The organism is Agarivorans sp. (genome assembly GCF_050295395.1).
In the GTDB taxonomy this organism is placed as follows: Bacteria; Pseudomonadota; Gammaproteobacteria; order Enterobacterales; family Celerinatantimonadaceae; genus Agarivorans.
In genome coordinates, this window is the sequence record NZ_JBNKPP010000046.1 from 1 (window position 1) to 24,251 (window position 24,251).

At 45.8% G+C, this 24,251-nt stretch carries 19 protein-coding genes and 1 pseudogene; 10 read left to right on the top strand and 10 right to left on the bottom strand.

Annotation, left to right across the window (positions count from 1 at the left end; translation table 11 throughout):
* The 9 genes and pseudogenes from ACQY6Q_RS02835 to gyrA form a co-directional block, all read right to left on the bottom strand.
* Positions 1-302, bottom strand: a 302-nt coding sequence (locus ACQY6Q_RS02835; RefSeq protein WP_427977631.1) for a hypothetical protein, incomplete at its 3' end; no start/stop codon positions are given.
* 2 nt (positions 303-304) lie between these two features.
* Positions 305-1,339 (bottom strand): flagellar motor switch protein FliG, encoded by a 1,035-nt coding sequence (fliG, locus tag ACQY6Q_RS02840; RefSeq protein WP_427977634.1) that lies wholly within the window; start codon positions 1,337-1,339, stop codon positions 305-307.
* Positions 1,329-3,023, bottom strand: a pseudogene (fliF, locus tag ACQY6Q_RS02845) (flagellar basal-body MS-ring/collar protein FliF). Before fliF ends, fliG begins: the two are co-directional and overlap by 11 nt.
* Positions 3,024-3,065: 42 nt before the next feature.
* Entirely contained in the window at positions 3,066-3,410 is a 345-nt protein-coding gene (gene fliE, locus ACQY6Q_RS02850; protein ID WP_427977637.1) for a flagellar hook-basal body complex protein FliE, read from the bottom strand.
* A 72-nt stretch (positions 3,411-3,482) separates the two neighbouring features.
* On the bottom strand, positions 3,483-5,756 hold the full coding sequence (locus ACQY6Q_RS02855) for a putative bifunctional diguanylate cyclase/phosphodiesterase (protein ID WP_427977641.1): 2,274 nt from the start codon (positions 5,754-5,756) through the stop codon (positions 3,483-3,485).
* Between the two features lie 187 nt (positions 5,757-5,943).
* Positions 5,944-7,164 carry an EAL and HDOD domain-containing protein gene (locus tag ACQY6Q_RS02860; protein ID WP_427977643.1) on the bottom strand — a complete coding sequence of 407 codons (1,221 nt, stop codon included), beginning with the start codon at positions 7,162-7,164 and terminating at the stop codon, positions 5,944-5,946.
* A 152-nt stretch (positions 7,165-7,316) separates the two neighbouring features.
* Positions 7,317-8,597 (bottom strand): 3-phosphoshikimate 1-carboxyvinyltransferase, encoded by a 1,281-nt coding sequence (gene aroA / locus ACQY6Q_RS02865; protein ID WP_427977646.1) that lies wholly within the window; start codon positions 8,595-8,597, stop codon positions 7,317-7,319.
* A gap of 118 nt (positions 8,598-8,715) precedes the next feature.
* Complete coding sequence (gene serC / locus ACQY6Q_RS02870; RefSeq protein ID WP_427977706.1) at positions 8,716-9,804, bottom strand: 3-phosphoserine/phosphohydroxythreonine transaminase; 1,089 nt, start codon at positions 9,802-9,804, stop codon at positions 8,716-8,718.
* Positions 9,805-9,912: 108 nt separating this feature from the next.
* Complete coding sequence (gyrA, locus tag ACQY6Q_RS02875) at positions 9,913-12,603, bottom strand: DNA topoisomerase (ATP-hydrolyzing) subunit A (protein ID WP_427977648.1); 2,691 nt, start codon at positions 12,601-12,603, stop codon at positions 9,913-9,915.
* A 205-nt stretch (positions 12,604-12,808) separates the two neighbouring features.
* On the opposite strand from gyrA, the gene ubiG reads away from it, so the two are divergent.
* The 7 genes from ubiG (at position 12,809) to ACQY6Q_RS02910 (ending at position 19,693) form a co-directional block, all read left to right on the top strand.
* The gene (ubiG, locus tag ACQY6Q_RS02880) at positions 12,809-13,531 is read left to right on the top strand and encodes a bifunctional 2-polyprenyl-6-hydroxyphenol methylase/3-demethylubiquinol 3-O-methyltransferase UbiG (RefSeq protein ID WP_427977650.1); all 723 of its coding nucleotides are present in this window, start codon (positions 12,809-12,811) and stop codon (positions 13,529-13,531) included.
* Complete coding sequence (gene gph / locus ACQY6Q_RS02885; protein WP_427977653.1) at positions 13,531-14,205, top strand: phosphoglycolate phosphatase; 675 nt, start codon at positions 13,531-13,533, stop codon at positions 14,203-14,205. Before ubiG ends, gph begins: the two co-directional genes overlap by 1 nt.
* A 289-nt stretch (positions 14,206-14,494) precedes the next feature.
* Positions 14,495-16,786 carry a class 1a ribonucleoside-diphosphate reductase subunit alpha gene (nrdA, locus tag ACQY6Q_RS02890; RefSeq protein WP_427977655.1) on the top strand — a complete coding sequence of 764 codons (2,292 nt, stop codon included), beginning with the start codon at positions 14,495-14,497 and terminating at the stop codon, positions 16,784-16,786.
* A 49-nt stretch (positions 16,787-16,835) separates the two neighbouring features.
* Positions 16,836-17,966 carry a class Ia ribonucleoside-diphosphate reductase subunit beta gene (gene nrdB, locus ACQY6Q_RS02895; RefSeq protein WP_055732220.1) on the top strand — a complete coding sequence of 377 codons (1,131 nt, stop codon included), beginning with the start codon at positions 16,836-16,838 and terminating at the stop codon, positions 17,964-17,966.
* Entirely contained in the window at positions 17,966-18,253 is a 288-nt protein-coding gene (gene yfaE, locus ACQY6Q_RS02900) for a class I ribonucleotide reductase maintenance protein YfaE (protein ID WP_427977657.1), read from the top strand. Before nrdB ends, yfaE begins: the two co-directional genes overlap by 1 nt.
* A 127-nt stretch (positions 18,254-18,380) precedes the next feature.
* Positions 18,381-19,253 (top strand): hypothetical protein, encoded by an 873-nt coding sequence (locus ACQY6Q_RS02905; protein WP_427977659.1) that lies wholly within the window; start codon positions 18,381-18,383, stop codon positions 19,251-19,253.
* An 89-nt stretch (positions 19,254-19,342) separates the two neighbouring features.
* Positions 19,343-19,693: a DUF3802 family protein gene (locus tag ACQY6Q_RS02910; protein ID WP_055732223.1), complete on the top strand. Its 351-nt coding sequence runs from the start codon at positions 19,343-19,345 to the stop codon at positions 19,691-19,693.
* 5 nt (positions 19,694-19,698) lie between these two features.
* Here ACQY6Q_RS02910 and ACQY6Q_RS02915 read toward each other — a convergent pair whose 3' ends face one another.
* The gene (locus tag ACQY6Q_RS02915) at positions 19,699-20,619 is read right to left on the bottom strand and encodes a LysR substrate-binding domain-containing protein (protein WP_427977661.1); all 921 of its coding nucleotides are present in this window, start codon (positions 20,617-20,619) and stop codon (positions 19,699-19,701) included.
* Between the two features lie 167 nt (positions 20,620-20,786).
* Between ACQY6Q_RS02915 and ACQY6Q_RS02920 the strand changes: the two genes are divergently transcribed.
* The 3 genes from ACQY6Q_RS02920 to ACQY6Q_RS02930 all read left to right on the top strand — a co-directional run bounded on the left by ACQY6Q_RS02920 (position 20,787) and on the right by ACQY6Q_RS02930 (position 24,119).
* On the top strand, positions 20,787-22,007 hold the full coding sequence (locus ACQY6Q_RS02920) for a pyridoxal phosphate-dependent aminotransferase (protein WP_427977664.1): 1,221 nt from the start codon (positions 20,787-20,789) through the stop codon (positions 22,005-22,007).
* Between the two features lie 152 nt (positions 22,008-22,159).
* Positions 22,160-23,452, top strand: coding sequence for an anti-phage deoxyguanosine triphosphatase (locus ACQY6Q_RS02925; RefSeq protein WP_427977709.1), 1,293 nt, complete (start codon positions 22,160-22,162; stop codon positions 23,450-23,452).
* 217 nt (positions 23,453-23,669) lie between these two features.
* Positions 23,670-24,119 (top strand): CBS domain-containing protein, encoded by a 450-nt coding sequence (locus ACQY6Q_RS02930; RefSeq protein ID WP_427977666.1) that lies wholly within the window; start codon positions 23,670-23,672, stop codon positions 24,117-24,119.
* The last annotated feature ends 132 nt before the right edge of the window (positions 24,120-24,251 follow it).

Below are 24,251 nucleotides of genomic sequence, written 5' to 3' on the forward strand. Positions count from 1 at the left end.
TGTTTATCCTGAGGCTCAGTAAAATCAGGCAAGGGCCAACTAATATCTTGCGGCTCTTGCTTGGCTTGCTCACCCATTGCAGCCTCTGTTGAAGATGACGGCGGCTGCGCGTCGGCCAAAATATCGTCGATATCGCTTTGCTCTTGAGCTTGCGATGCCGCAGCTTGAGCAGAATCACTAGGCGTAGACTGATTTTGCTCTAATAGTGCCGCAATATCGTCTTCGTCCATCAAGTCATTATCGGCGTTGTCAGCCGCTTTCGCGGCTTTTTGTTGCTCGTCGGGTTTATCTTGCTCACTCATGCTTATAAGAACTCATCGCCGCCGCCGCCGCCAATCATAATTTCGCCCGCTTCGGACAAGCGACGAGCAATTGATAGAATTTCTTTCTGTGCGGTTTCAACTTCACTAACTTTAATTGGGCCCATGGCTTCAAGGTCATCTTTGAGCATCTCAGCAGCGCGTTTCGACATATTGTTGAAGATCTTATCTTTCAAGGTATCGTCGGCACCTTTGAGTGCTTTTTGTAGTAACTCACCAGGGACATCACGCAGCAAGGTTTGAATACCACGGTCGTCGATGTCGATAAGATTTTCGAATACAAACATCAAGTCTTGGATTTGCTGCGCCATTTCCTCGTCGCTTTCGCGGATAGAGTCCATCAACATGCCTTCCATATTGGTATCGAGGAAGTTCATGATATTGGCTGCCGCTTTCAGGCCGCCCATCTTGGCTGCTTGTGCGCCGGCTTGACCCGCAAACTGTTTCTCCATGATTTCGTTCAATTCGGTCAATGCCGCAGGCTGAACTTCTTCCAAATTGGCAATCCGCATCATTAAATCGAGACGAACTTTCTCGGCAAATTGCGACAAGATTTCGGCGGATTGCTCGGCTTCCAGATAAGACAAAACAATGGTTTGAATTTGTGGGTGCTCGTTTTGAATAATATTGGCAACTTGGCGTGCATCCATCCATTTTAATGAATCCAAACCTTTAGCGCCGCTACCCATAATAATTTGGTCAACCAAGCTAGAAGCCCGGTCTTCACCCAAGGCTGCGGTTAAGGCCTTACGCACGAAGTCTTCACTACCAATACCAATATTGGTGTATTTTTGAATATCATCGATAAACAGACGGTGTACCGCCACCACCCGTTCATGAGAAAAGTCTTCCAAAGAAGCCATCGCCATCCCTAAGCGCTGAACCTGCTTAGGTTCTAAATGACGAAAGATGGTAGCGGCATCTTCTTCGTTGAGGCTTAGCATCAAGATGGCTGCGCGCTCAATGCCGCTCATTTCCGCGAGGACTTCCTCTGGATTTACATTATCTTCATTTGGCATCGTTAATTACCCAATCTTTGATTACCATGGCTGCAAGGTCTGGTTCGTTAGCCACCAAGGCACGCACAGCTTTAAGCATATCTTCATCTTTATGTAAGTCTGGCAGTTTAAGCTGACCATCGCGAATGCCAAAATCAATTTCTGAATTATCGGCTGAAATGAGCTGCAGATCATCGTCATTTTCATAAGCGGCCAAGGCTGCATCCAAATCGGTCTCGGTGTGTTCATTCTCTTCACCCGAAGATAGGATACGATTGAGCATAGGCCGCACTACCGCCACAATCAGCACAATGAGAACCAAGACGCTACCGGCGATACGCATAGCACGCCAGAACCAAGCTTGCTCCCAGATAGGTAAATCCGCTTCAGTCATCAACTCAGGGCGAGAAAATGGCACACTGACTACTTCTAAAGTATCGCCACGGCTTAAGTTAAAGCCCACACCGCCCTGCAATAAACGACGAATGTTGGCTAGCTCTTCGGCTGAACGAGGTTCGCGGCTAGTTTCACCCGCGTCAGAAACTTGACTGTTGTAATCTAGCGCTACCGATACGCTTAAACGTCTAACTACCCCAACCTGCGAGCGGGTATGACTAATAGTGGTGTCTAATTCGTAATTTCGCGTGGCTTCCTAGCGGCTACTACCCGATTGAGCTTGGGTTGTTGCGCCTCCGGCTTGCTCTGGTATTTCAGCGGGTAGTGGCGGCTGATTAGTTAACGCGCCTGGTATACCTATGGCGCCCGCCCCCACATTATTGTCTTCAATGGTATATTCACTGCGTACAGCTGGAAGATCAGGATTAAAGCGTTTTTGGGTTTGCTCAACCGCAGTGAAATCAAGCGTCACATCGACTTCGGCAGTATAGTTGCCCACGCCCACGATGGGGATCATGATGGCGTCGATCTTGTCTTTGTACTCTTCTTCGCGCTTACGCTCCATTTCAAATTCTTTACGGGTGCGAGAAGATAGCGGATCTTGGCTGCCAGAGTTTAATAAACGCCCATGTTGATCAGTGACCGTCACTCGAGTTGGCACCAAGCCCTGAACCGCCGAGGCAACAATGTCAACTATCGAATCGATCTCTTCTTGCTGTAAACCGTTGCTAGACCTTAACTGCACCACCACTGTGGCCGAGGGTTGTTGTTCACGACGAGCAAACACATTGCTCTTCGGAATAGCGAGCAATACTTGAGCTTTACTGATTGATTTCATTTGCTCAATCGCCGTCGCCAATTGGCGCTCGCGACTGAGTTTAAGACGTTCGCCCTCTAAGCGCTGACTAACACCAAAGCCCATATCGTTGAGCAGAATTTGCTCACCTGCTGGTGGAGCATCAGTTAAGCCAGAGCGACGCAGCTGTAATTTAATATCCTGATAGCGTTCGGCATTAACCAATATAGTATTGCCTTCGATGGTGTAGGGAATTTTTTGCGCGTCGAGAAAGTCCAGAGTTTCCACTAATTCTGGCGTGGTCATGGTACCTAATGGGCGCATTTCTGGTTCTTTGGCCCACATCAGCAAAAATACCGCCATAGCCAAGCAAATGGCCAGTGCCAAAATCATAATGATTTGACGAAGCACGTCACCATTGCTCAAGAACGAAAGCGCTGAGCTTTGCTGCTCTGTTGCTTCCAAGCTATCACCGTCATTGTTTGAACTTAGCAGTGCTTGTTCCTGACTCATTGCGTTACTTCCTTCGCTCGCCACAATCTTCTCCTAGCCAAATTAAACCGGCATGGACATAATTTCTTTATAAGCTTCTACTAGCTTATTTCTTACTTGAACCGTTGCATCAAAGGCTACGCTAGATTTTTGCGCAGCTATCATCACATCACCAATGCCTACACTACGGTCACCCAAATCAAAACGGGTGCGTAAATCATTGGCATTGGATTGCAGACCATTTACATTGTTGATGGCATCTTTCAGCAAATCACCGAAATCGCTGTTAACAGAGGAACTACCGAGTGGGTTATTGGCTGGTGCAATATCATTAGCAATCCCGCCTGTTTTCATTTCACCGGCCATTGATTGCAGTTCGCTAAATAGTGGGCTCGAATCTACTCTCATGATTTTCCTCTGGCGCCAGATAAATGGCATTGTGTTTAAGATATACGAGGAAAAGCAAAAGCCGCGCCAAGATTAACTAACCACTAAACGCAACTTCTCTTTTGCTGGAGGTTTGAGCAAATGACTGTTAACAAAATCAGCTTGAGGTAAAGGACGTGAGAAGAAAAAGCCCTGTGCTTGCTCACAGCCCATCACCGAGGCTAAATTCGCCTGAGTCTGGGTTTCGATGCCCTCGATAAGGACTTGGTACTTCATACTGCGGGCGATCATCACCATGGCTTTAACAATGTGTTGATCGGACAAATTATCTTCCATACCACTGACGAAGGCGCGGTCAATTTTCAGCACAGTTACTGGAAGGTGTTTCAAGTAAGCCATTGACGAATAACCAGTGCCAAAGTCATCAATGGCAATACCAAAACCGGCATCACGTAAACGTTGTATGCTGGCTTTTGCCTCTGCTGGTTGTTCCATCATCGCCGACTCGGTAATCTCGATGCAGACTCGTTGCGGGTTAACCTGCCACTGGCGCGCATAAGCAATGGCAATTTTTTCGGCGTGCCCCAAGGAAACGGTAGTGGCGGAGAAGTTTACCGCCAATTTGAAGTCTTTGGGCAACTGGCTGGCATGGCGGGCCAAAAAGCGCATGGCGCTTTGAAACACCCATTTATCCAATTGCAATACTAGGCCGGTTTCTTCAGCTACTGGCACAAATTCTTCTGGTGAAATCGCGCCCTCTTTAGTAAACCAGCGTAACAGGACTTCTGCGCCAACAATCTTGTTGGTTTGTAAGCAAAACTGCGGTTGGAAAAACAGCTCTAATTCATTATTGCCAATAGCCTTACGTAGCTTCGATTCCAACGTTAACTTGACTAAACCAGCCTGACTCAAATCGGGGCTATAACGGCAAATATTAACTCCCATTTTCACCGCATGATTGAGCGCCGTAAAGGTATTTGCCAACAAGGTATCACTGTGCAGAGCTTCACGTTGCGGGTGATAAGTACAATAACCCACATGACAGCGAGTTAATAACTGCAATTGCTCTAAACGCAGCCAACCACGACAGTACTGAACAATTTGTTTAGCAATATCAACTACGTCTTTTTCGTTGTTAATATTTGGCACCACCACCACGAAATAGTGATGATACCAATAAGCTAATTGGGCTTCCGGATAACGACTACATAAGCCTTTTTGCACACGTTTCGCGTAGGCTTCTTTAGTGACTTCACCCAAGCGCTGGCCAAAGTTCTCAAAAACCTCGTTTTGTCTTGGGAAGTCAAACATGAGTACCGATAACGGCACCGCATCGTCTAACCAACTGCTGAGCATACGAGTAATATGGCGTCGATTTGGTAAGCCGGTTACTGGGTCATGATTTTTCCAGTAGTCCAATTGCTCACGCAGCTGATGTAAATGCAGCTTGGCTTTAGCAAATCTATTTCTAATTAACACGGCGGCAGATCCAGCAATCGCGGCTAACAATAGCAACATCATTAACCACCACAAAGAAACAGAAATAGAAGACCCACTCGCCGCATAACTTTGCCAGTAGCTATAGCGTTGCTCACTACGTTCGGTATCGATAGAGACTAAACCGCGATTTAATAAATCCACTAAAGGTTGCCAGTCTTCTCGAATGGCAAACTGATGCCCAATACCTTCAGTTAATTGAAAAGCGGGTTGAAAATGTAACAACGGCTGGGCTCTGAGTAATGCGGCAGCCTCATCCGTCCCCGCCAAAAACCCTACCGCTTGTTGCTGATTAACAGCGGCCATGGCTGCGGCTAAATGAGGAAAGGCTAAAGCAGTTACTTCTGAATAGTGACTGAGTAAGCGCTCATGGGCACTACTTCCCGCCACAACAGCAACCGGTTTACCTTGTAATTGCTGCATATCAGCGTAACGCACATGATCTAAGGAGTAATACAAAGCTAATGGCTGCTCTTTACTCAACAGACTGTAATTAACAAAAGGGCTTAAACGATGGTGGGTAGTAGCACTGCTCAACATATCAACTTGTTTTGTTTGCAGAGCAACAATCGCTTCAGAGATAGAGGCGTAAATATGGTAGTCGAGTTTTAAACGGGTTTGAAAAGCCAGTTGCTCAAGCGTTTCGATGGCGTAACCAATGGGAATACCATTTGCGTCAACTGCTTCCAAAGGCATACGGTCGGCAACCACCGCCACACGAATACGAGGGTGTTCTTCTAGCCATTGATATTCGCTTGCGTTGACCACATAAGCATTAACGCCTAACGACCAGCAATACGCCACCATTAGCAACGTTAAATATTTAACGACGCTTAACCACAAACTCTTTTTGCTCCCGACAACTTGCATAGACTTGTTTTACGACTCGGCGTTCAATGCGCCAAGCTCATATTGTGGCAACAGCATACCAAAATCAGTCTTAAAATAATTGATACCAACACCACTTAACAAGGATTAAAACGGAGCAAATAGCCGCCTAAGTCACAAATTACTATAAAGCTCATAAAACATGATTCATCAGGGTCTGCGAAGGTCGTTAGACCACTAAAGACTGGTACTGTTCACTCCAAAGTAAGGCCTGCAAATTCAGTTGTTCAACTTGGGTATAATCCATGCGTAACTGCTCGGCAAGGCGTTCCGTATTATACCAATGCCCTTCTTCATAAGACTTAATTGTCATTAGCATTAGGCGTAACATTGAAGGTTGCTCACTGCATAAAGCATCGCGAATTTCTTGCTCCAATGGCAGGCTATAAAGCAGTTGTTCAAGTGGCTTATCTAGAATCGCATCTAGCAGTGAGAATAGTCCGCAAAGAAAGGCCATTTCTCTCATTGCAGGAGACTTCCTCATTGCCACTAACTCGCAAAAGCGGGCTCGATGAACTGATATTCTCACGAGTTCTCGTGGCTTATGACTCACGGTCATGGCGGTTGCTAGTAACGCCACCAGCTTACGCAATTGCTGATTGCCAATATAGACTACGGCCTGTTTAATCGAAGCTATGTCTTCAACAATCGGCAAATTGCCAGAATTAACAAAGCGCAATAACTTGTAGGTTAAAGCAGTATCTCGCTCAAAATACCTGACAACTTCATTAACATTAACATCCTCGCGGGTGGCTGCATAAAAAAGCCGCGAAATCATCAAATAACTGGCATCTATATCTTTTGTTTTTTGCATTTCAGGCTTACAAAAGTAAAAGCCCTGAAAAAAATTGAACCCTAGCTCTTTGGCCTGTTGATACTCTTGCTGAGTTTCTATTTTTTCCGCTAGTAACTTAATATTTTTGCGCTGTTTAACTGCCTCAAACAATGGCGCTAACTGCTCAAAGGGCGTACGTTGAATATCCACCTTAATCAAGCGAACAAACTTTAAATAGGTCTGCCACTCCGGCTTATAAACAAAATCATCAAAGGCCAAACGATAGCCACGATGAAATAAGGATTTGCAACGTTGATAAAGCTTTTCACTAGGCTCTATGTTTTCTAATATTTCTATGACCACCTGCTTATTCGGCAGCAAGTGAACCATATCAGAATACAGACTTTGTTCTGGGAAATTAATGAGCGCAGGTTTGCCCTGAGTAACCGCTAAAATACCTTCATTTAATTGGGTACGAATAATAAGTTTAGATGTGGCTTCATGCGGATCCACATCGGGGTAGACGTTTTCGGGCCCGTCTCTAAATAGCAGCTCGTAGGCGACTACCCGCTGACGACGATCGAGAATCGCCTGCCGTGCAGTGTAAACATTCATAGTTCTATTACCGTTTGTCCGCACTTTATTGTATGGCTTTTTGCCTATTTATTTATAACCTAGCTTTCTAGGCTTAAAGTACGGGTGTAAAAAAAGAGTCGTAGAAACGACTCTTTACAGACTAGCGAAGTTGTCGATGATTTTCGACAGTTTTATTCACTAAGTTGTTGCAAGCGCTCAAAATAATCAGGAAACGTTTTTGAGGTACACTTGGGGTCATTAATGGTGACCGGCGTATCACTCAGCGCCACTAATGAAAAGCACATAGCCATACGGTGATCGTCGTAAGTATCAATCGCCGCATGTTTAAGCTGGGCTGGTGGAGTGACTTCAATAAAGTCATGTCCTTCATTCACCGTCGCGCCCACTTTTCTTAGTTCAGTGGCCATCGCAGCTAAACGGTCGGTCTCTTTTACCCGCCAGTTATAAACATTGCGAATAGCGGTTGTGCCTTTGGCGAATAAAGCCGTGGTAGCAATAGTCATCGCCGCATCTGGAATATGATTCATGTCCATATCCACTGCGCTTAACTCTCCGCTGCGGGCAATAATGTAATCATCCCCCCACTCTATGTCTGCGCCCATCGCCGCTAATACATCGGCAAATAACACATCACCTTGCATCGATTTTTTGCCTACGCCGGTGACTTTGACTTCGCCACCCTTGATGGCGCCGGCAGCAAGGAAGTAGGAGGCAGACGAGGCGTCACCTTCCACCAAAAATTCGCCAGCAGCACGATAAACTTGTTGGCCTTTCACCACAAAGCGTTGGTAGTTATGATTCTCAACTTCAACACCAAAGGCGGCCATCATCTTCAAGGTAATGTCGATATAAGGTTTAGACACCAAATCACCAATGATGCTGATTTCAACATCTTGTTGTGCGTAAGGCGCGGCCATCAAAAAGGCAGTTAAAAACTGGCTAGATACCGAACCATCTATAGCAACTTTTCCGCCCTGTAGGCCAGTGCCTTTAATCGCCAGCGGCGGATAACCTTCATTCTTTAGGTAACTGACATCGGCGCCAACTTGGCGAAGCGCATCAACTAAAGCACCGATCGGGCGCTCTTCCATGCGCGGCTCGCCGGTTAAAGTAAACTCACCCTGACTCAAGCATAAGGCAGCGCACAAGGGGCGCATAGCGGTTCCTGCGTTACCTAAAAATAACTCTTCGGCCTGTTCGAGAACAAAGGCACGACCTAAACCATTAACGCGGCAGCGGCTTCGATCATCAGATAGCTGATAATCCACACCCAGTTTTTTAAGTGCATTTAACATATGACGAATATCGTCACTGTCTAACAGGTTGCTTAATACCGTTTCGCCTTCTGCTAGAGCCGCTAGCAACAAGGCCCGGTTAGACACGCTTTTTGAGCCTGGCAAATTAATTTCACCATTGATGCGCGAAATCGGCTGTAAAGTTAATTGTTCCATGGATCCAAATCTTTAATTAATGCTCGCTAACTCAAAGGCTAACGGCTGAAATAACTGTTGTTTTTTGCGCTTAGCCAATACAGCTAAGCCGCAAAAAACGCGGACAACTTTGCCTCAACTAGCTGTTACGCTTGGCAAAATCAGCCATAAAATCAACCAGAGCTTGCACCCCTTCAATCGGCATTGCGTTATAAATACTAGCGCGCATCCCGCCAACCAAACGATGGCCTTTCAAAGTAAGTAAACCCGCAGCGGCAGACTCGGCAAGGAAGGCCGCATCTAATTGCTCGTTAGCGAGTTGGAATGGCACGTTCATTTTAGAACGGTTTTGCGGTGCAACGTTGTTTTGGTAGAAGTCGCTGTTATCAATAAATGAGTACAAAAGCTCAGCTTTAGCAGTGTTTTTCTGCGCCATCGCGCTTAGGCCTCCTTGGGCCTTCAGCCACTTGAATACCAGGCCAGCCAAGTACCAAGAATAGGTAGGCGGCGTATTAAACATTGAGTCGCTACCCGCTAATATCTCATAGTTAAAGATATTTGGCGTTAAAGGATGAGCCTTACCTAACAAGTCCTCACGGACAATGGCAATGGCCAAACCCGATGGACCAATGTTCTTTTGTGCCCCGGCATAAATCACCCCAAACTTACTCACATCGATAGGCTGCGACAAAATGGTGGATGAGAAATCGGCCACTAATACCATGTCGCCCACTTCTGGGATCTCATCAATGGCGATACCTTCAATGGTTTCATTGGGGCAGTAATGTAGGTAGGCCGAATCTTGGTCGATTTGCCATTGTTGGCTGGGCTTCACCAAAAATTGGCCCTGTTCGTTTTGAGTGATGGCATCAAAGACATGCGCTTTAGCGTGCTTCTCACCTTCTGCTACTGCACTCTTAGACCATTGGCCAGTAGTGATGTAGCTGATGGATTGTTTGTCTCCTAATAAATTAAGTGGCGCAGCGGCAAATTGCCCACGACCTCCGCCCTGACAAAACAACACTTTATAATTATCTGGAATCGCCAATAAATCACGTAAATCTTGCTCGGCTTGCGCCGCCATGGCGATGTATTCCTTGCCGCGATGGCTCACTTCCATCACCGACACACCCAAATCTTGCCAATTACAAAACTCAGCTTGCGCTTGTTGCATCACTGCTTCAGGCAACATCGCTGGACCCGCACAAAAATTATAGATTTTATCCATCATAAATCTCTTACTACTATGTTGTGTTCGACCACTTTAGTGGTTCACGTCTTGTTTTAAAACTAAAACGAGCGGCTAAAAGCCGCCCGTTGTTTACCTTAGAGAAAACTACGCGTCTTGGTCGCTATCAACGTCACCACCAGTCTCTGGTGCCTCAGGCTGAACAGCACCCTCAGGGTTGTTAGTTTCATCAATATCGTCGAGTTCATCGTCTTCAATTTCTTCAATCCGCTGAAGCCCAACCACTTTTTCATCTTCAGCGGTACGAATTAATCTCACACCTTGGGTATTACGTCCCACCAGTGACACTTCGTTAACTCGAGTCCGCACCAAGGTGCCGCCATTAGTGATGAGCATCATCTCCTGCGCTTCAGTTACCTGAATGGCTCCCACCACAAGGCCGTTACGCTCGCTCACTTTTATGGACACCACGCCTTTGGTTGCACGACTCTTAGCTGGGTATTCTGCCAAACTAGTACGTTTACCGTAACCATTTTCGGTAGCAGTAAGAATGTCGCCATCCCCCACAGGAACAATCAGCGATACAACTTTTTGGCCTTCTTCAAGAGAGATACCACGCACCCCGGCAGCGGTACGTCCCATTGGACGCAGTGCCAGTAGCTCTTCACCCGTTTCTGGATCAAGCTTCACCGCACCCGTTTCGCTGTCGCGTTGTTTCTCGTTGAAACGTACTACCTTACCAGCGTCAGAGAACAACATAATTTCGCTGTTTCCGTCGGTAATATCAACACCAATCAGGCTATCGTCATCGTGCAAGTTAATCGCACGAATACCGCTAGACAATGGACGTTTAAAGGCAGTGAGTGGTGTTTTCTTCACTGTACCGTTGGCAGTAGCAAATAGCACAAATTTATCTTCTTGGTACTCACGTACCGGCAAGATAGCGGTGATACGCTCGTCATCGCTAAGCGGCAGCAAGTTAACAATTGGCTTACCACGTGCCTGACGGCTGGCTAACGGCAATTGATACACTTTCAACCAGTAAACTTTACCCACTGTTGAGAAACACAACACGGTATCATGGGTATTGGCCACCAATAATTTCTCGATGAAGTCTTCATCCTTCATCTTGGTCGCCGCTTTACCTTTACCACCGCGGCGTTGAGATTCGTACTCAGTCAGCGGCTGATACTTAGCGTAACCTTCGTGGGATAGCGTCACTACCACATCTTCTTCGTTGATCAGATCTTCTAAAGAAATATCTGCGCTATTGGCTGAAATTTCGGTACGACGCTCGTCACCAAACTGCTCACGCACTTCTATAAGTTCGTCACGAATCACTTCCATCAAACGTTCAGAATTATTTAAGATGTACAGTAACTCGGCAATAAGTTCCAACAGATCCTTATATTCGCCAATAATTTTTTCGTGTTCTAGACCAGTTAACTTGTGCAAGCGTAAATCCAGAATCGCCTGCGCTTGAATTTCAGTTAGGAAATACTGACCTTCACGCACACCGAATTCCGGCTCTAACCAATCTGGACGAGCCGCATCATCACCGGCGCGCTCTAACATCGCTGACACTGCACCTAGGTCCCAACCTTTAGCCACTAAGGCAGCCTTAGCTTCGCTAGGAGTCGGCGAGGTCTTAATTAATTCTATGATTTCATCAATGTTAGCTAGGGCGATCGCCAAACCTTCAAGGATGTGAGCACGGTCGCGAGCTTTACGTAGTTCGTAAACGGTACGACGAGTGACCACCTCACGGCGGTGACGAATAAAGCATTCGAGCATTTCTTGCAGGTTGAACACTTTAGGTTGGCCATTATCTAAAGCCACCATGTTCATACCGAAAGACACCTGCATTTGAGTTTGTGAGTAAAGGTTATTTAACACCACCTCACCCACTGCATCGCGCTTCAGTTCAATAACTATGCGCATGCCCTCTTTATCAGACTCATCGCGCAGCGCAGAAATACCTTCCAATTTCTTATCTTTTACCAGCTCGGCCATTTTTTCGATTAGTCGAGCCTTGTTCACTTGGTAAGGAATTTCGTGAACAATGATAGTTTCTCTACCATTGTTTTCGGTGACCACTTCGGCTTTAGCGCGAATGGAAACTTTACCGCGACCAGTGCGATAGGCTTGGATTACGCCTGCCCGACCATTAATGATACCCGCAGTAGGGAAGTCAGGTGCGGGAATGTATTCCATCAACTCGTCAATCGTAATATCTGGATTTTCCACCATGGCCAAACAGCCATTGATCACTTCGTTTAAGTTATGTGGTGGAATGTTGGTTGCCATACCTACGGCAATACCTGAAGAACCGTTCACCAACAAGTTAGGAATGCGGGTCGGTAAAACCTCGGGGATTTGTTCGGTATCATCGTAGTTGGGAACGAAATCAACTGTTTCTTTATCTAAATCAGCCAACAAAGAGTGAGCCAATTTATCCATACGGATTTCGGTATAACGCATCGCCGCGGCAGAATCGCCATCGACCGAACCAAAGTTACCCTGACCATCTACCAACATGTAACGCAGCGAAAACGGCTGCGCCATACGAACAATCGTATCGTAAACAGCACTATCACCATGAGGGTGATATTTACCAATTACGTCACCTACCACACGGGCAGATTTTTTATAGGGTTTATTCCAGTCATTACCTAATACGTTCATTGCGTAAAGCACCCGGCGATGCACTGGTTTCAAACCATCACGTACATCTGGCAAGGCACGCCCAACAATAACGCTCATGGCATAATCAAGATATGAGCTCTTTAGCTCATCCTCGATATTGACCGGCGTAATCTCTTTTGCAAGATCGTTCATAGACGACAAAATCCTTCGTTTTTATTGCTTTTTACAATTACTCAGCGTAATCGCAAACTTTACCATAAAATCACGCCCTTAACAGGCTTGATGTCGCTCTTTTAAGTGAGAAAAATGAAAAAAGCTGAGAATTGGATAAAAGCTAGTGACTGCTCGTCTCAAGTTCTTATAATGCTTAAAAATACTGAAGCGGATTAGCAAGCCAATGCAAGCGACAACAACGACGCAAAATGTTGACCACCAAGAAATCGCCCATTTTGCCGGTTTAGCCTCTCGATGGTGGGATAAGCAAGGTGAGTTCAAAACCCTGCATCAAATAAACCCTTTACGTTTAGATTATATTGAGCGCGGCGCTAATGGTCTGTTTGGCAAAAACATACTCGATGTAGGTTGTGGTGGCGGGATCCTCGCAGAAAGCATGGCTCAGCGCGGCGCCACGGTCAGCGCTATCGATATGGGCGAAGAGCAAATCCAAGTGGCCAAACTACACGCCTTGGAAAGCGGCGTTCAATTGAGCTACCAGCAAACCACCGCTGAAGCCCACGCCGAAGAGCACCAGCGAGCTTATGATGTGATTACTTGCATGGAAATGCTTGAACATGTGCCCGACCCTAGCTCGGTCATAGCGGCCTGCGCCAGCATGCTTAAACCCGGTGGAAAGTTATTTGTATCCACCATCAACCGCACCCCAAAAGCCTATTTGTATATGATTTTGGCGGCCGAAAAACTACTCAAAATAGTGCCCAATGGAACCCACCAGCACGATAAGTTTATTCGTCCCTCAGAACTGCTCGCTTGGGCCGACCAGCAGGGGCTGCACAGCGAATCCATTAGCGGAGTACAATACACCCCAGTGATTGAACACTTCCGCCTCAGCCGCAATGTTGATGTGAACTACATGGTGCAACTGGCGAAACCGGAGGCTTAATGACTAAGCAAGTCGCCGTTTTATTTGATTTAGATGGCACCCTACTAGATACGGCGCCAGACTTAGGCGCTGCCGCCAACTTTGTATTAAGCCAACACCAACAAGCACCACTGAGCCTAGAGCAAGCTCGCCAGCTAAGCTCCCACGGCGCCATCGGCTTATTAAAAGCAGGATTTGGCGAAGCTTGGGCAGAGCAAGCTCAGAACCAATTGCGCCAACAACTACTTGACTATTATCAACAGTACATCTGCCAAGGTACCGATTTTTTCCCTGGCATACGCCAAGCGCTACAGTGGTTAAATCAGCAACAAATCCCTTGGGGAGTGGTGACCAATAAACCAGAGCACTTAAGCAAGCTCTTATTGGCTCACTTTGTCGAATTCGAACAATCAGCAGTATTGATTGGCGGCGATACCCTAGCGCAGCGTAAGCCCGATCCGGCCCCGATGTTGTTAGCCTGTGAAAAACTTGGTATTGCGCCACAGCACTGCTTATATGTGGGAGACGCGGAGCGCGATATAGAAGCGGGTAGAAATAGTAATATGACAACCTTGCTGGCACTGTGGGGGTATTTGTCCGAGCAAGATAAAATCGAGCAGTGGCAGGCCGATTTACATTGCTCTAAAAGCGAGCAGTTGCAGCAAAGTATTCAAGCTTGGTTGAGTGAATTGTAAGCAAGCTCAAGTTTTAAAAAATAAATTATTTTTATTCATTTTTCTTTAAAAAAACGCTTGCATTCATCTCAGTACTCTCAGGTAAAACCAAAGGAAGTTAGTGAACACTAACACAACTAACTTATCTTCAAGTTATACACAATTTTTCCTTTTTGCTAGACCTTGCGAAAAAGCCAAAACCTCATTATCTTGTATCAATAGTTTTTTGAAACACTATATCTAGTGGGTAAGTGAAAACACCAACACTAGATACTTCGTCGCAAAATTAGGATAATAGGGCCCTCCCTTCATGAATAAAGATCTTCTGATAACCAAACGCAGCGGTAAACAAGAAGCCATCAATTTGGACAAAATTCACCGCGTTATAACCTGGGCAGCAAAAGGCCTGAAGAACGTATCGGTATCACAGGTAGAGTTAAAATCTCATATTCAGTTTTACAACGGGATGGCGACCAAAGACATTCATGAAACCATTATTAAATCGGCTGCCGATTTAATCTCTCAAGAAACCCCTGATTATCAATACCTAGCTGCACGACTAGCGGTTTTTCACCTGCGTAAGAAAGCCTACGGACAGTTTGAGCCACCCAAGCTTTACGACCACGTTGTTAAGCAATGTGAAGCGGGGCGTTACGACATGCACTTGTTGCGCGACTACAGCCCTGAAGAATTTGCCCAAATGGATGAGTTCATCGACCATTGGCGTGATATGGACTTCTCCTATGCCGCGGTGAAGCAATTAGAAGGTAAATACTTAGTACAAAACCGAGTAACCGGTGAAATTTTTGAAAGCGCCCAGTTTTTATACATTTTGGTGGCGGCCTGCCTGTTTGCTCACTACGACAAATCAGTACGTTTGGAATACATTCGTCGTTTTTACGATGCCACCTCTAAGTTCAAAATTTCTTTACCTACGCCAATTATGTCAGGCGTGCGTACCCCAACACGTCAGTTCAGCTCATGTGTACTGATTGAATGTGGGGACAGCTTAGAGTCGATTAACGCTACCGCTTCATCGATTGTAACTTATGTATCGCAACGTGCCGGTATTGGTATTAACGCTGGCCGAATTCGCGCCCTAGGAAGTGAAATCCGTGGTGGTGAAGCCTTCCACACCGGCTGTATTCCTTTCTATAAGTATTTTCAAACGGCGGTTAAGTGTTGTTCTCAAGGCGGCGTGCGCGGCGGTGCTGCCACCATTTTCTATCCTTTCTGGCATTTAGAGGTGGAATCGCTATTAGTATTGAAAAATAACCGCGGGGTTGATGACAACCGAGTTCGTCACATGGATTACGGGGTTCAGCTCAACAAGTTGATGTACCAACGCCTAGTGAAAGGCGGCAACATTACCCTGTTCTCACCCAGTGATGTTCCAGGCTTATACGACGCCTTCTTCGAAGACCAAGAAACATTTGAACGCTTATACGAACAATATGAGCAAGACCCAAGTATTCGTAAGCAATCGATTAAAGCCGCCGACTTGTTCTCGACACTGATGCAAGAGCGAGCCTCAACCGGTCGTATTTACATTCAAAACGTGGACCATTGTAATACCCACAGCCCGTTTGATCCGGCTCAGGCACCAGTGCGTCAATCTAATTTATGTTTAGAAATTGCCCTGCCTACTAAACCTCTGCAACACGTTCATGATGAAAACGGTGAAATTGCACTATGTACTTTGTCGGCCTTTAACCTAGGCGCAATCAAAGATCTAAATGAACTCGAAGAGTTGTCAGACTTAGCGGTACGTGCCTTAGATAGCCTACTGGATTACCAAGATTATCCCATCAAAGCAGCTAAGAAGGGCTCTGATGGCCGCCGTACTCTAGGTATCGGTGTGATTAACTACGCCTACTATTTAGCTAAAAACGGAGTGAAATACAGTGATGGCAGCGCTAACAACCTCACTCACCGCACCTTTGAAGCGATTCAATACTGGTTATTAAAAGCATCGATGCGTTTAGCCAAAGAGCAAGGCGCTTGCCCGATGTTCAACGAGACCACTTACTCACAAGGCATTTTGCCAATTGATACCTATAAGAAGGCCTTGGATCAGCTTTGTGATGAACCATTGCATTACGACTGGGAAGAGCTACGCCAAGAAATTGTGACTTACGGTTTACGTAACTCTACCCTTTCAGCCTTAATGCCTTCAGAAACCTCGAGTCAAATCTCTAACGCCACCAATGGTATTGAGCCGCCTCGGGGTTACATCAGCGTTAAAGCCAGTAAAGACGGCATTTTAAAACAAGTTGTACCCGAATTTGACCGCTTAAAAGATAACTACGAATTGTTATGGGATATTCCTAGCAACAACGGTTATTTACAGGTGGTTGGCCTAATGCAGAAGTTCGTCGACCAAAGTATCTCGGCCAATACCAACTATGACCCTAGCCGCTTCCCGAATAACCGAGTGCCAATGAAAACGCTGTTGGCCGATTTGCTTACGGCCTACAAATATGGGGTAAAAACACTGTACTATCACAATACCCGTGATGGAGCCAGCGACCAATACAACGACAACAAAACGGTTGTGGTGGTAGAAGATGATGATTGCGCCGGCGGTGCTTGTAAGATTTAAGTCATGTTTACGCGCAGCTGCGCACAATGAATTTTTAGGAAAAATGTAGATGAGCTACTCAATTTTTACTCAAAATGCCAACGACGCCACCAAAGAACCGATGTTCTTTGGTCAGCCGGTAAACGTGGCCCGTTATGACCAGCAACGGCATGAGATTTTTGAAAAACTAATTGAAAAACAATTGAGCTTCTTCTGGCGTCCCGAAGAAGTGGATGTGAGCCGAGACCGCATTGATTACAATAAATTGCCGCCGCATGAACAGCACATTTTTATAAGTAATCTAAAATATCAAACCCTGCTAGACAGTATTCAAGGGCGCTCTCCTAATGTGGCCTTGTTGCCGCTAGTGAGCCTACCCGAGCTAGAAACCTGGATCGAAACCTGGTCGTTCAGCGAAACCATTCACTCGCGCTCTTACACTCATATTATTCGTAATGTAATGGGTAATCCTGCGGCGGTGTTTGACGATATCATGGAAAACCAAGAGATCATCAAACGCGCCAAAGACATTGCGGTTTATTACGACGACTTAATCGAGGCCACCTCTATTTACCATATTCATGGTGAAGGCCAACACGAAATCAACGGCAAGCTGCATAACATCACCGTGCGCGAACTAAAGAAAAAGCTCTACCTGTGTTTAATGTCAGTCAACGTATTAGAGGCTATTCGCTTCTATGTGAGCTTTGCCTGTTCATTCGCCTTTGCTGAACGTGAACTGATGGAAGGTAATGCTAAAATCATCAAGCTGATTGCGCGTGACGAAGCCCTGCACCTTACCGGCACCCAGCACATGATTAACCTCATGCGTGAAGGCAAAGATGACCCAGAAATGGCCGAAGTCGCCGCCGAGTGTGAAGTGGAAGCATGGCGTATGTTTACCGATGCCGCTGAGCAAGAAAAAGAATGGGCTAAGTATCTATTTAAAGATGGCTCCATGATAGGTCTAAACGAAGACATTCTTTGCCAATACGTTGAATATATCACCAATACCCGCATGCAAGCTGTAGGTCTACACCCTTGTTTTGAAGACCACAGCAACCCGATCCCATGGATTAACTCTTGGTTAGTCTCAGATAACGTGCAGGTGGCCCCACAAGAAGCAGAGATCAGCTCTTACTTAGTGGGACAAATTGATGCTAACATCGACATTGATGATTTCGAGGATTTCGAGCTGTAATGTCCAATAACGAAGGCCGGGTAATTGCTGGCGGGATTGAAGTGGTGGTGGACAGCCACCACAAAAGCATTCTAGAAGCCTATGAGCAAGCGGGTTTTACGCCTGAATACCACTGCCGCGAAGGCGTCTGCGGCGCCTGCCGCACCACCTTGTTAAAAGGCGAAGTCGAATACCGTCATGCGCCTTTAGCTAATATCCCTAAGGGACAAATTCTTAGTTGTTGTAGCAAACCCAAAGGCACAATTGAACTTGCTGAGCTGCCCCCCTTCAAACGGCAAATTGCCTAAATAAACAGCTGCATCCCTGCCTTAGTCAGGGATGTTTCAACTATACTTTTCAATAAATCCTTTAGTTTTTTCACTAACTACAGATAACTAAGTTACCTGAGTATTTGGTTACCCTTATGGGATAGCAATGATTATTAGACGTCAACCATTGATAGCGATTAGCTGTAGCCTGCTGCTAGTTACTGCCACTCTGATTGGCTGGAAAGTATTTCATCCCCCTGAAATTGCCGAAACGGCGATTTGCAGAGCCGCGATCGCCACTCACTTGATGCAGCGACAATTAGGTGAGATACAAGCCTTACCTGAACACCCTGATCAATATGTGAGTGCTAGCCACATTGGTGGTCGCCCAAAATCCTTCGGCTGCCAAATTAGCGGCCAGCTAGTCAGTATTAGCCAACAACAGCAAGCCATTGCCAACCTGTATTATCAGCAAAAGGGCCAGCAACTAGCGATTATTGAACCTCGCTCCGCTGCACCCAATCGAGTAAGGCTATTCACCAATAAGCAGCTTAGTTTCCCTAAAGTGCGCCTAGCCAAGCATGATCTGATTACCGGCATTCATGAAATGTACGGCGAAGGCTTTGATACCAATCAGGTGATTCAACAAACCGTTGCATTAGTTAAGGCCAACCACATTTGTGGCCAGCTAGAACGCCAGCAGCATTTGAATTTATCGCCGGTGCCGATGGAAGACAGCTATCTAAAGCAGGCCCATATACTCACGCCCTATTTAATAAATTTGGTTCAGCGCTCGCCGCTCGATGTTGAGGAGATGCTAAGAACCAAACAGCAAATTGCCGAATTAGAGCAAGCATTTCAAAGAAATACGACTAACTTGGTTAGATGGTTGCAACAAACTGAGAGCACTCGCCCCTTAGATAAGCGGCTACTTGAATACCACTTACGTGACCTTAAACGGGCAAATCCGCGCTTATATTTGCCATCAAACTGCAATCAAGCTTATTTACATTCAGCCGAACTCACACAAACCCTCTAAAGGCTTAACAAATCTGATGGAGGATTGTTGTAATCGGCTTTATTCGATATACACTAAGTGTATGAAGACAAAGAGAGGAACATGGCACGATGGTAACTGACAGTGAAGGTTACATTCAGCTGATCGGATTTCTAACTGATAATCTGGCGTTGTTTGAGCATACTCAGACCCAACAAAATCCTTTAACCATTTGTGATTATGTTTCTGAACAGTTATCAGAAAGCGTGATGCTAGTTTGCCGCCAACACGAACACCTTGATAGTGAGCATCGCTTCACAGTCATTCGAGAAATTGATGCCATTGTAAACGACTTAGAGCAAGTGTTATCCGGCGTGTGGATGTCTAGCCCAACTCAGCAACAACAGCAATTCATTGATGAGTTTGTTGGGCTAATAAAAAACATGTTTGATAACCAGCTATTGGCAGTTGACCCACTGTAAGCTGATTATTCGTTAATCGCCCGTATACCTTCAAGATGGCTAAAGCAATGCTTGCGAGCGATATCTAAGAAGGCCTCAATGTAGGGGCTGTCTTGCTGACTTTCGTGCCTTGCCGCGTAGAGATTCTGCCACAAATTACCATCGCCTAATTCACGGGTAACAATGTAGCCCTTGTTCACGTATTCCGTTAAAGCCCAGTTAGGCAGCACAGCCACGCCTCGCCCACTAGATACCAACTGCATCATCATTATTGTCATATCCACTTTGCGAATCGCTAAGGGCTCAACTCCAGCGGGGTCTAATAGCAAGTTAAATAAGTCTAAGCGGTGGTTATCTACCGGGTAAGAAATGAGTACTTGTTTGGCAAAATCCTCGGCTTCAATCACTGTCTTATTCACTAAGGGGTGATTAGGACTCAGCGCCAAAGTAGGCTGATAAGAAAACAGCGGCGAATAAACAATCCCTTCGGTGGGTTGAGGGTCAGAGGTAATCACCAAGTCTAACTGTCCTTGAGCCAGCTCTGGCAAGGGCTCAAAACTAAAGCCGCTACTGAAGTCCAATTCCACATCAGGCCATAAGCCACGATAATTATCGATGGCCGGCATCAACCAGTTAAAACAGCTGTGGCATTCTATAGCTAAATGCAAACGCCCCGCCTCGCCGCCAACCAAGCGAGCTAGTTCTCGCTCAGTATGTTGAACTTGATCTAAGACTTGATCCGCCAGCTCCAATACCCGCAACCCCGCCATAGTAAAACGAGCCGGTTTGGTTTTGCGTACAAACAGCTTGGCGCCGATGCGTTGTTCCAATTCTTTAAGCTGATGAGATAAAGCTGACTGGGTCAAACACAAGCGTTGCGCCGCCACCACTAAAGAGCCACTTTCTCTTAAGGCTTTTAGGGTTTTTAAGTGTTTGAGTTCTAACATTGTCTGTTTACCTTATCCTGTTTGGTCAATGCGCCTTAGTTGGGGTAAAAAATCCTAAAGATGACCAAATAAAAAACCAGAAAAATCGTAAATACTCATCGCAAACACTTGCAAGCATTCACAAAAAGTAAGTTAATACGATTATTGTAAAGGGACCCCATATCATCATGTATCAAATAGAGAAGTCACATAAACTAGACAACGTATGTTACGACATTCGCGGTCCAGTATTAAAACAAGCTAAACGTCTTGAAGAAGACGGTCATCGTGTACTTAAACTTAATATCGGTAATACTGCCGAATTTAACTTTGAAGCACCAGAAGAAATCTTGGTAGACGTTATTCATAACCTACCTACGGCCCAAGGTTACTGCGATTCTAAAGGCTTATTCTCTGCCCGCAAAGCGGTGATGCATCACTATCAATTACAGGGTCTACGTAGCACTACGCTAGAAGATATCTATCTAGGCAACGGTGTTAGCGAACTGATTGTAATGGCCATGCAAGCACTGTTGAACAATGGCGATGAAATGCTAGTGCCTGCTCCAGACTACCCCTTGTGGACTGCTGCCGTGACTCTTTCAGGTGGTAACCCTGTTCACTACGAGTGTGATGAACAAGCTGGTTGGTTTCCCGACATTGAAGATATTCGCAGCAAAATCACCCCTCGCACAAAGGGCTTAGTGGTGATTAACCCAAATAACCCTACCGGAGCAGTTTACAGCAAAGAGTTGTTAGTTGAACTGGTAGAGCTTGCTCGCCAACATCAATTAATTTTATTTGCCGACGAAATCTATTCGAAGGTGATTTACGATGAAGCTCAGCACATTCCACTCTCAACCCTGTCTGATGATGTACTCACGCTGACCTTTAACGGTTTATCAAAAGCCTACCGAGTGTGTGGCTTCCGCTCCGGCTGGATGTTAGTCAGTGGCCCTAAACATCGAGCCAAAGACTATATCGACGGCCTAGACATGCTAGCCTCGATGCGTTTATGCGCCAACGTGCCAGTACAACATGCCATTCAAACGGCGTTAGGGGGTTATCAAAGTATCAATGAGTTAATTGTTCCCGGCGGCCGCCTTTACGAGCAGCGTAATCTTGCTTGGCAATTGCTTAATGATATTCCCGGGGTGAGCTGCGTAAAACCGCAAGGTGCGATGTACCTGTTCCCTAAATTAGATGTGAAAAAGTTCAATATTAAAGACGACCAGCAGTTTGCTTTGGATCTGTTGCAACAAGAAAAGATCTTAGTGGTACAAGGAACCGGCTTTAACTGGACTCGTCCCGACCACTTCCGTATTGTGTTTTTGCCTCGTGTAGAAGACCTCACCGAAGCGATTGGCCGAATTGGTAATTTCTTAGATGGTTACCGACAAGCCGACTAATACGTGACCCGTCCTAAGATAGGTTCTTCAATGAAACAAGGGTGCTTAGCGCCCTTTTTTATTCACCCAGCCCCGAGCCAGAAGCTATACAAGCACTAAAAATTTAGTGTAATGTATAACTTATACTCACTTAGGGAGCATTAATGAAAGGATTGACTTACCACGCAGGCGCAGCCAGATACGCCGAAGAGCAACCACAACGTCGTAACGATCATCGCAATGGTTGGCAACGTGACCGAGCCAGGATCCTTCATTCAGCGGCATTTCGTCGCTTACAAAACAAAACTCAAGTACTTAGCATTGGCAATAATGACTTTTATCGCACCCGCCTCACCCATTCCTTAGAAGTGGCGCAAATTGGCACTGGTATCGTTGGTCATATTCAGGCCAACAATAACCAGCAGCAAGTCTATTTGCCAGAGCTGCCATTAATCGAAAGCCTATGTTTAGCTCATGATATTGGCCATCCACCTTTTGGCCACGGTGGCGAAGTTGCCCTCAACTATATGATGCGCGATGATGGCGGTTTTGAGGGGAACGCGCAAACCTTTCGCATTCTCACCAAACTAGAGCCATATACTCGTGATAACGGCATGAATCTAAGCCGTCGCACTCTACTTGGCGTAATGAAATATCCCTGCTTACTTAATCAGCTACAACGCCAACCGATGCCGCCAGTGGCAAAAAGCTTTCGCCAATTGAAAGTCTCCGACTGGACACCAGCCAAAGGCATTTACGACGATGACCAAAGCTTGTACGACTGGGTCTTTCAAAGCTTGAGTGAGCATGACCGAGAGCTTTTTATTAGCCATCGCAATATGGGTGAGTCAAAACACCGTAAATCCAATTTTAAGTCCTTAGACTGTTCTATCATGGAGCTAGCCGACGACATCGCCTACGGGGTCCACGACTTGGAAGACGCCATAGTGATGGGCATTGTTAATCGCCATGACTGGCAAGAGCAAGTAGCTTCTGCCATAGCCGACATTAAACAATGCTGGTTGGCTGATGAAATTGGAGAGCTATCTGTAAAACTGTTCAGCCGTCATCATTATGACCAAAAGGATGCCATAGGTAGCTTGGTGAATGCCTTTATCACGGCAATCAGCCTCGAAACTCAAGGCCGATTTGATGACCCGCAGTTAGACTTACAAGCTCGCATGGACCCGCCGATGGCTAAAGCCTTAGAGATCCTCAAGCATTTTGTATTGCACTATGTGATTCAAACGCCAGAGATTGAAATGGTCCGTTTCAAAGGCCAACAAGTAGTTATGGAGCTATTTCAAGCCTTTGCCAGCGACCCCGAACGGCTACTACCTCTCAATACTCGTGCTCGTTGGCTACAGGCCGGAGAGCAAGCCGATAACCAAGCGCGCGTCATTGCCGACTACATCGCTGGTATGACCGACGACTATGCCAACCGTTTATTTCAAACATTGTTTTAAATAACGCAGAGCAATAGCAAAATCAGCTAGTAATGCCGCTAAAATGCAGCAGAAGATCTAGTTTTTTGCAAAGAAATTCCAGTTTTTTTACTCATTTTTATAAGCAGACTGCAACTATCAACATCGCTGAAAACAGCCGCTGCTTAGCTTGATATTTATCAAACTTTTTTCGGCTAAACACACTAAATTTAAAGGAGGAAACATAGGAGTAACCGTTATGATCAAAGTTGCAGATATCATGACTAGCAATCCCCATACCGCGTCTGTAGACACCACCTTGGAACAAGCGTTATTACTGTGTAGAGAACACAAGATTCGCCACCTCCCCGTTATCGATCAAGAACAGCATTTAATTGGTTTAGTGAGTGAACGTACCTTATTGGCCGCTCAAGAATCCAACATCAGCGAGATGAACCAACGGCAACGACGCGCCCATGAACAGCAAGTATTACTGAAAGATATTATGCTGACCAAACTTCATACCGTTGATGCCGAAGCTGGCGTTGGCCAAGCCGCCAAACACATCGAACAGTATCGCATCGGCTGCTTACCGGTGGTGAAAAATAGAAAACTCATTGGAATAATTACCGATACCGACTTCGTTGGTGTCGCCATATCTTTATTAGATATTTTGGCTGAACAGGAGCCTTACGACTCAGATTTGTAAGTAACTTTACAACACAAGGTCAAATAAGTAGCGATAAATGCTGGTTAGAGGTGAAAAATAACGCAACCCAAGTAAAAAAATTACAAAAAAGGATTGTTTTGTGAGCAGGGTCACGTTAATATTAGAGCATAA

Coding starts and splice junctions, on each gene's coding strand:
- fliG (WP_427977634.1), bottom strand. CDS start 1,339: ATGCCAAATGAAGATAATGTAAATCCAGAGGAAGTCCTCGCGGAAATG.
- fliE (WP_427977637.1), bottom strand. CDS start 3,410: ATGAGAGTAGATTCGAGCCCACTATTTAGCGAACTGCAATCAATGGCC.
- ACQY6Q_RS02855 (WP_427977641.1), bottom strand. CDS start 5,756: ATGCAAGTTGTCGGGAGCAAAAAGAGTTTGTGGTTAAGCGTCGTTAAA.
- ACQY6Q_RS02860 (WP_427977643.1), bottom strand. CDS start 7,164: ATGAATGTTTACACTGCACGGCAGGCGATTCTCGATCGTCGTCAGCGG.
- aroA (WP_427977646.1), bottom strand. CDS start 8,597: ATGGAACAATTAACTTTACAGCCGATTTCGCGCATCAATGGTGAAATT.
- serC (WP_427977706.1), bottom strand. CDS start 9,804: ATGGATAAAATCTATAATTTTTGTGCGGGTCCAGCGATGTTGCCTGAA.
- gyrA (WP_427977648.1), bottom strand. CDS start 12,603: ATGAACGATCTTGCAAAAGAGATTACGCCGGTCAATATCGAGGATGAG.
- ubiG (WP_427977650.1), top strand. CDS start 12,809: ATGCAAGCGACAACAACGACGCAAAATGTTGACCACCAAGAAATCGCC.
- gph (WP_427977653.1), top strand. CDS start 13,531: ATGACTAAGCAAGTCGCCGTTTTATTTGATTTAGATGGCACCCTACTA.
- nrdA (WP_427977655.1), top strand. CDS start 14,495: ATGAATAAAGATCTTCTGATAACCAAACGCAGCGGTAAACAAGAAGCC.
- nrdB (WP_055732220.1), top strand. CDS start 16,836: ATGAGCTACTCAATTTTTACTCAAAATGCCAACGACGCCACCAAAGAA.
- yfaE (WP_427977657.1), top strand. CDS start 17,966: ATGTCCAATAACGAAGGCCGGGTAATTGCTGGCGGGATTGAAGTGGTG.
- ACQY6Q_RS02905 (WP_427977659.1), top strand. CDS start 18,381: ATGATTATTAGACGTCAACCATTGATAGCGATTAGCTGTAGCCTGCTG.
- ACQY6Q_RS02910 (WP_055732223.1), top strand. CDS start 19,343: ATGGTAACTGACAGTGAAGGTTACATTCAGCTGATCGGATTTCTAACT.
- ACQY6Q_RS02915 (WP_427977661.1), bottom strand. CDS start 20,619: ATGTTAGAACTCAAACACTTAAAAACCCTAAAAGCCTTAAGAGAAAGT.
- ACQY6Q_RS02920 (WP_427977664.1), top strand. CDS start 20,787: ATGTATCAAATAGAGAAGTCACATAAACTAGACAACGTATGTTACGAC.
- ACQY6Q_RS02930 (WP_427977666.1), top strand. CDS start 23,670: ATGATCAAAGTTGCAGATATCATGACTAGCAATCCCCATACCGCGTCT.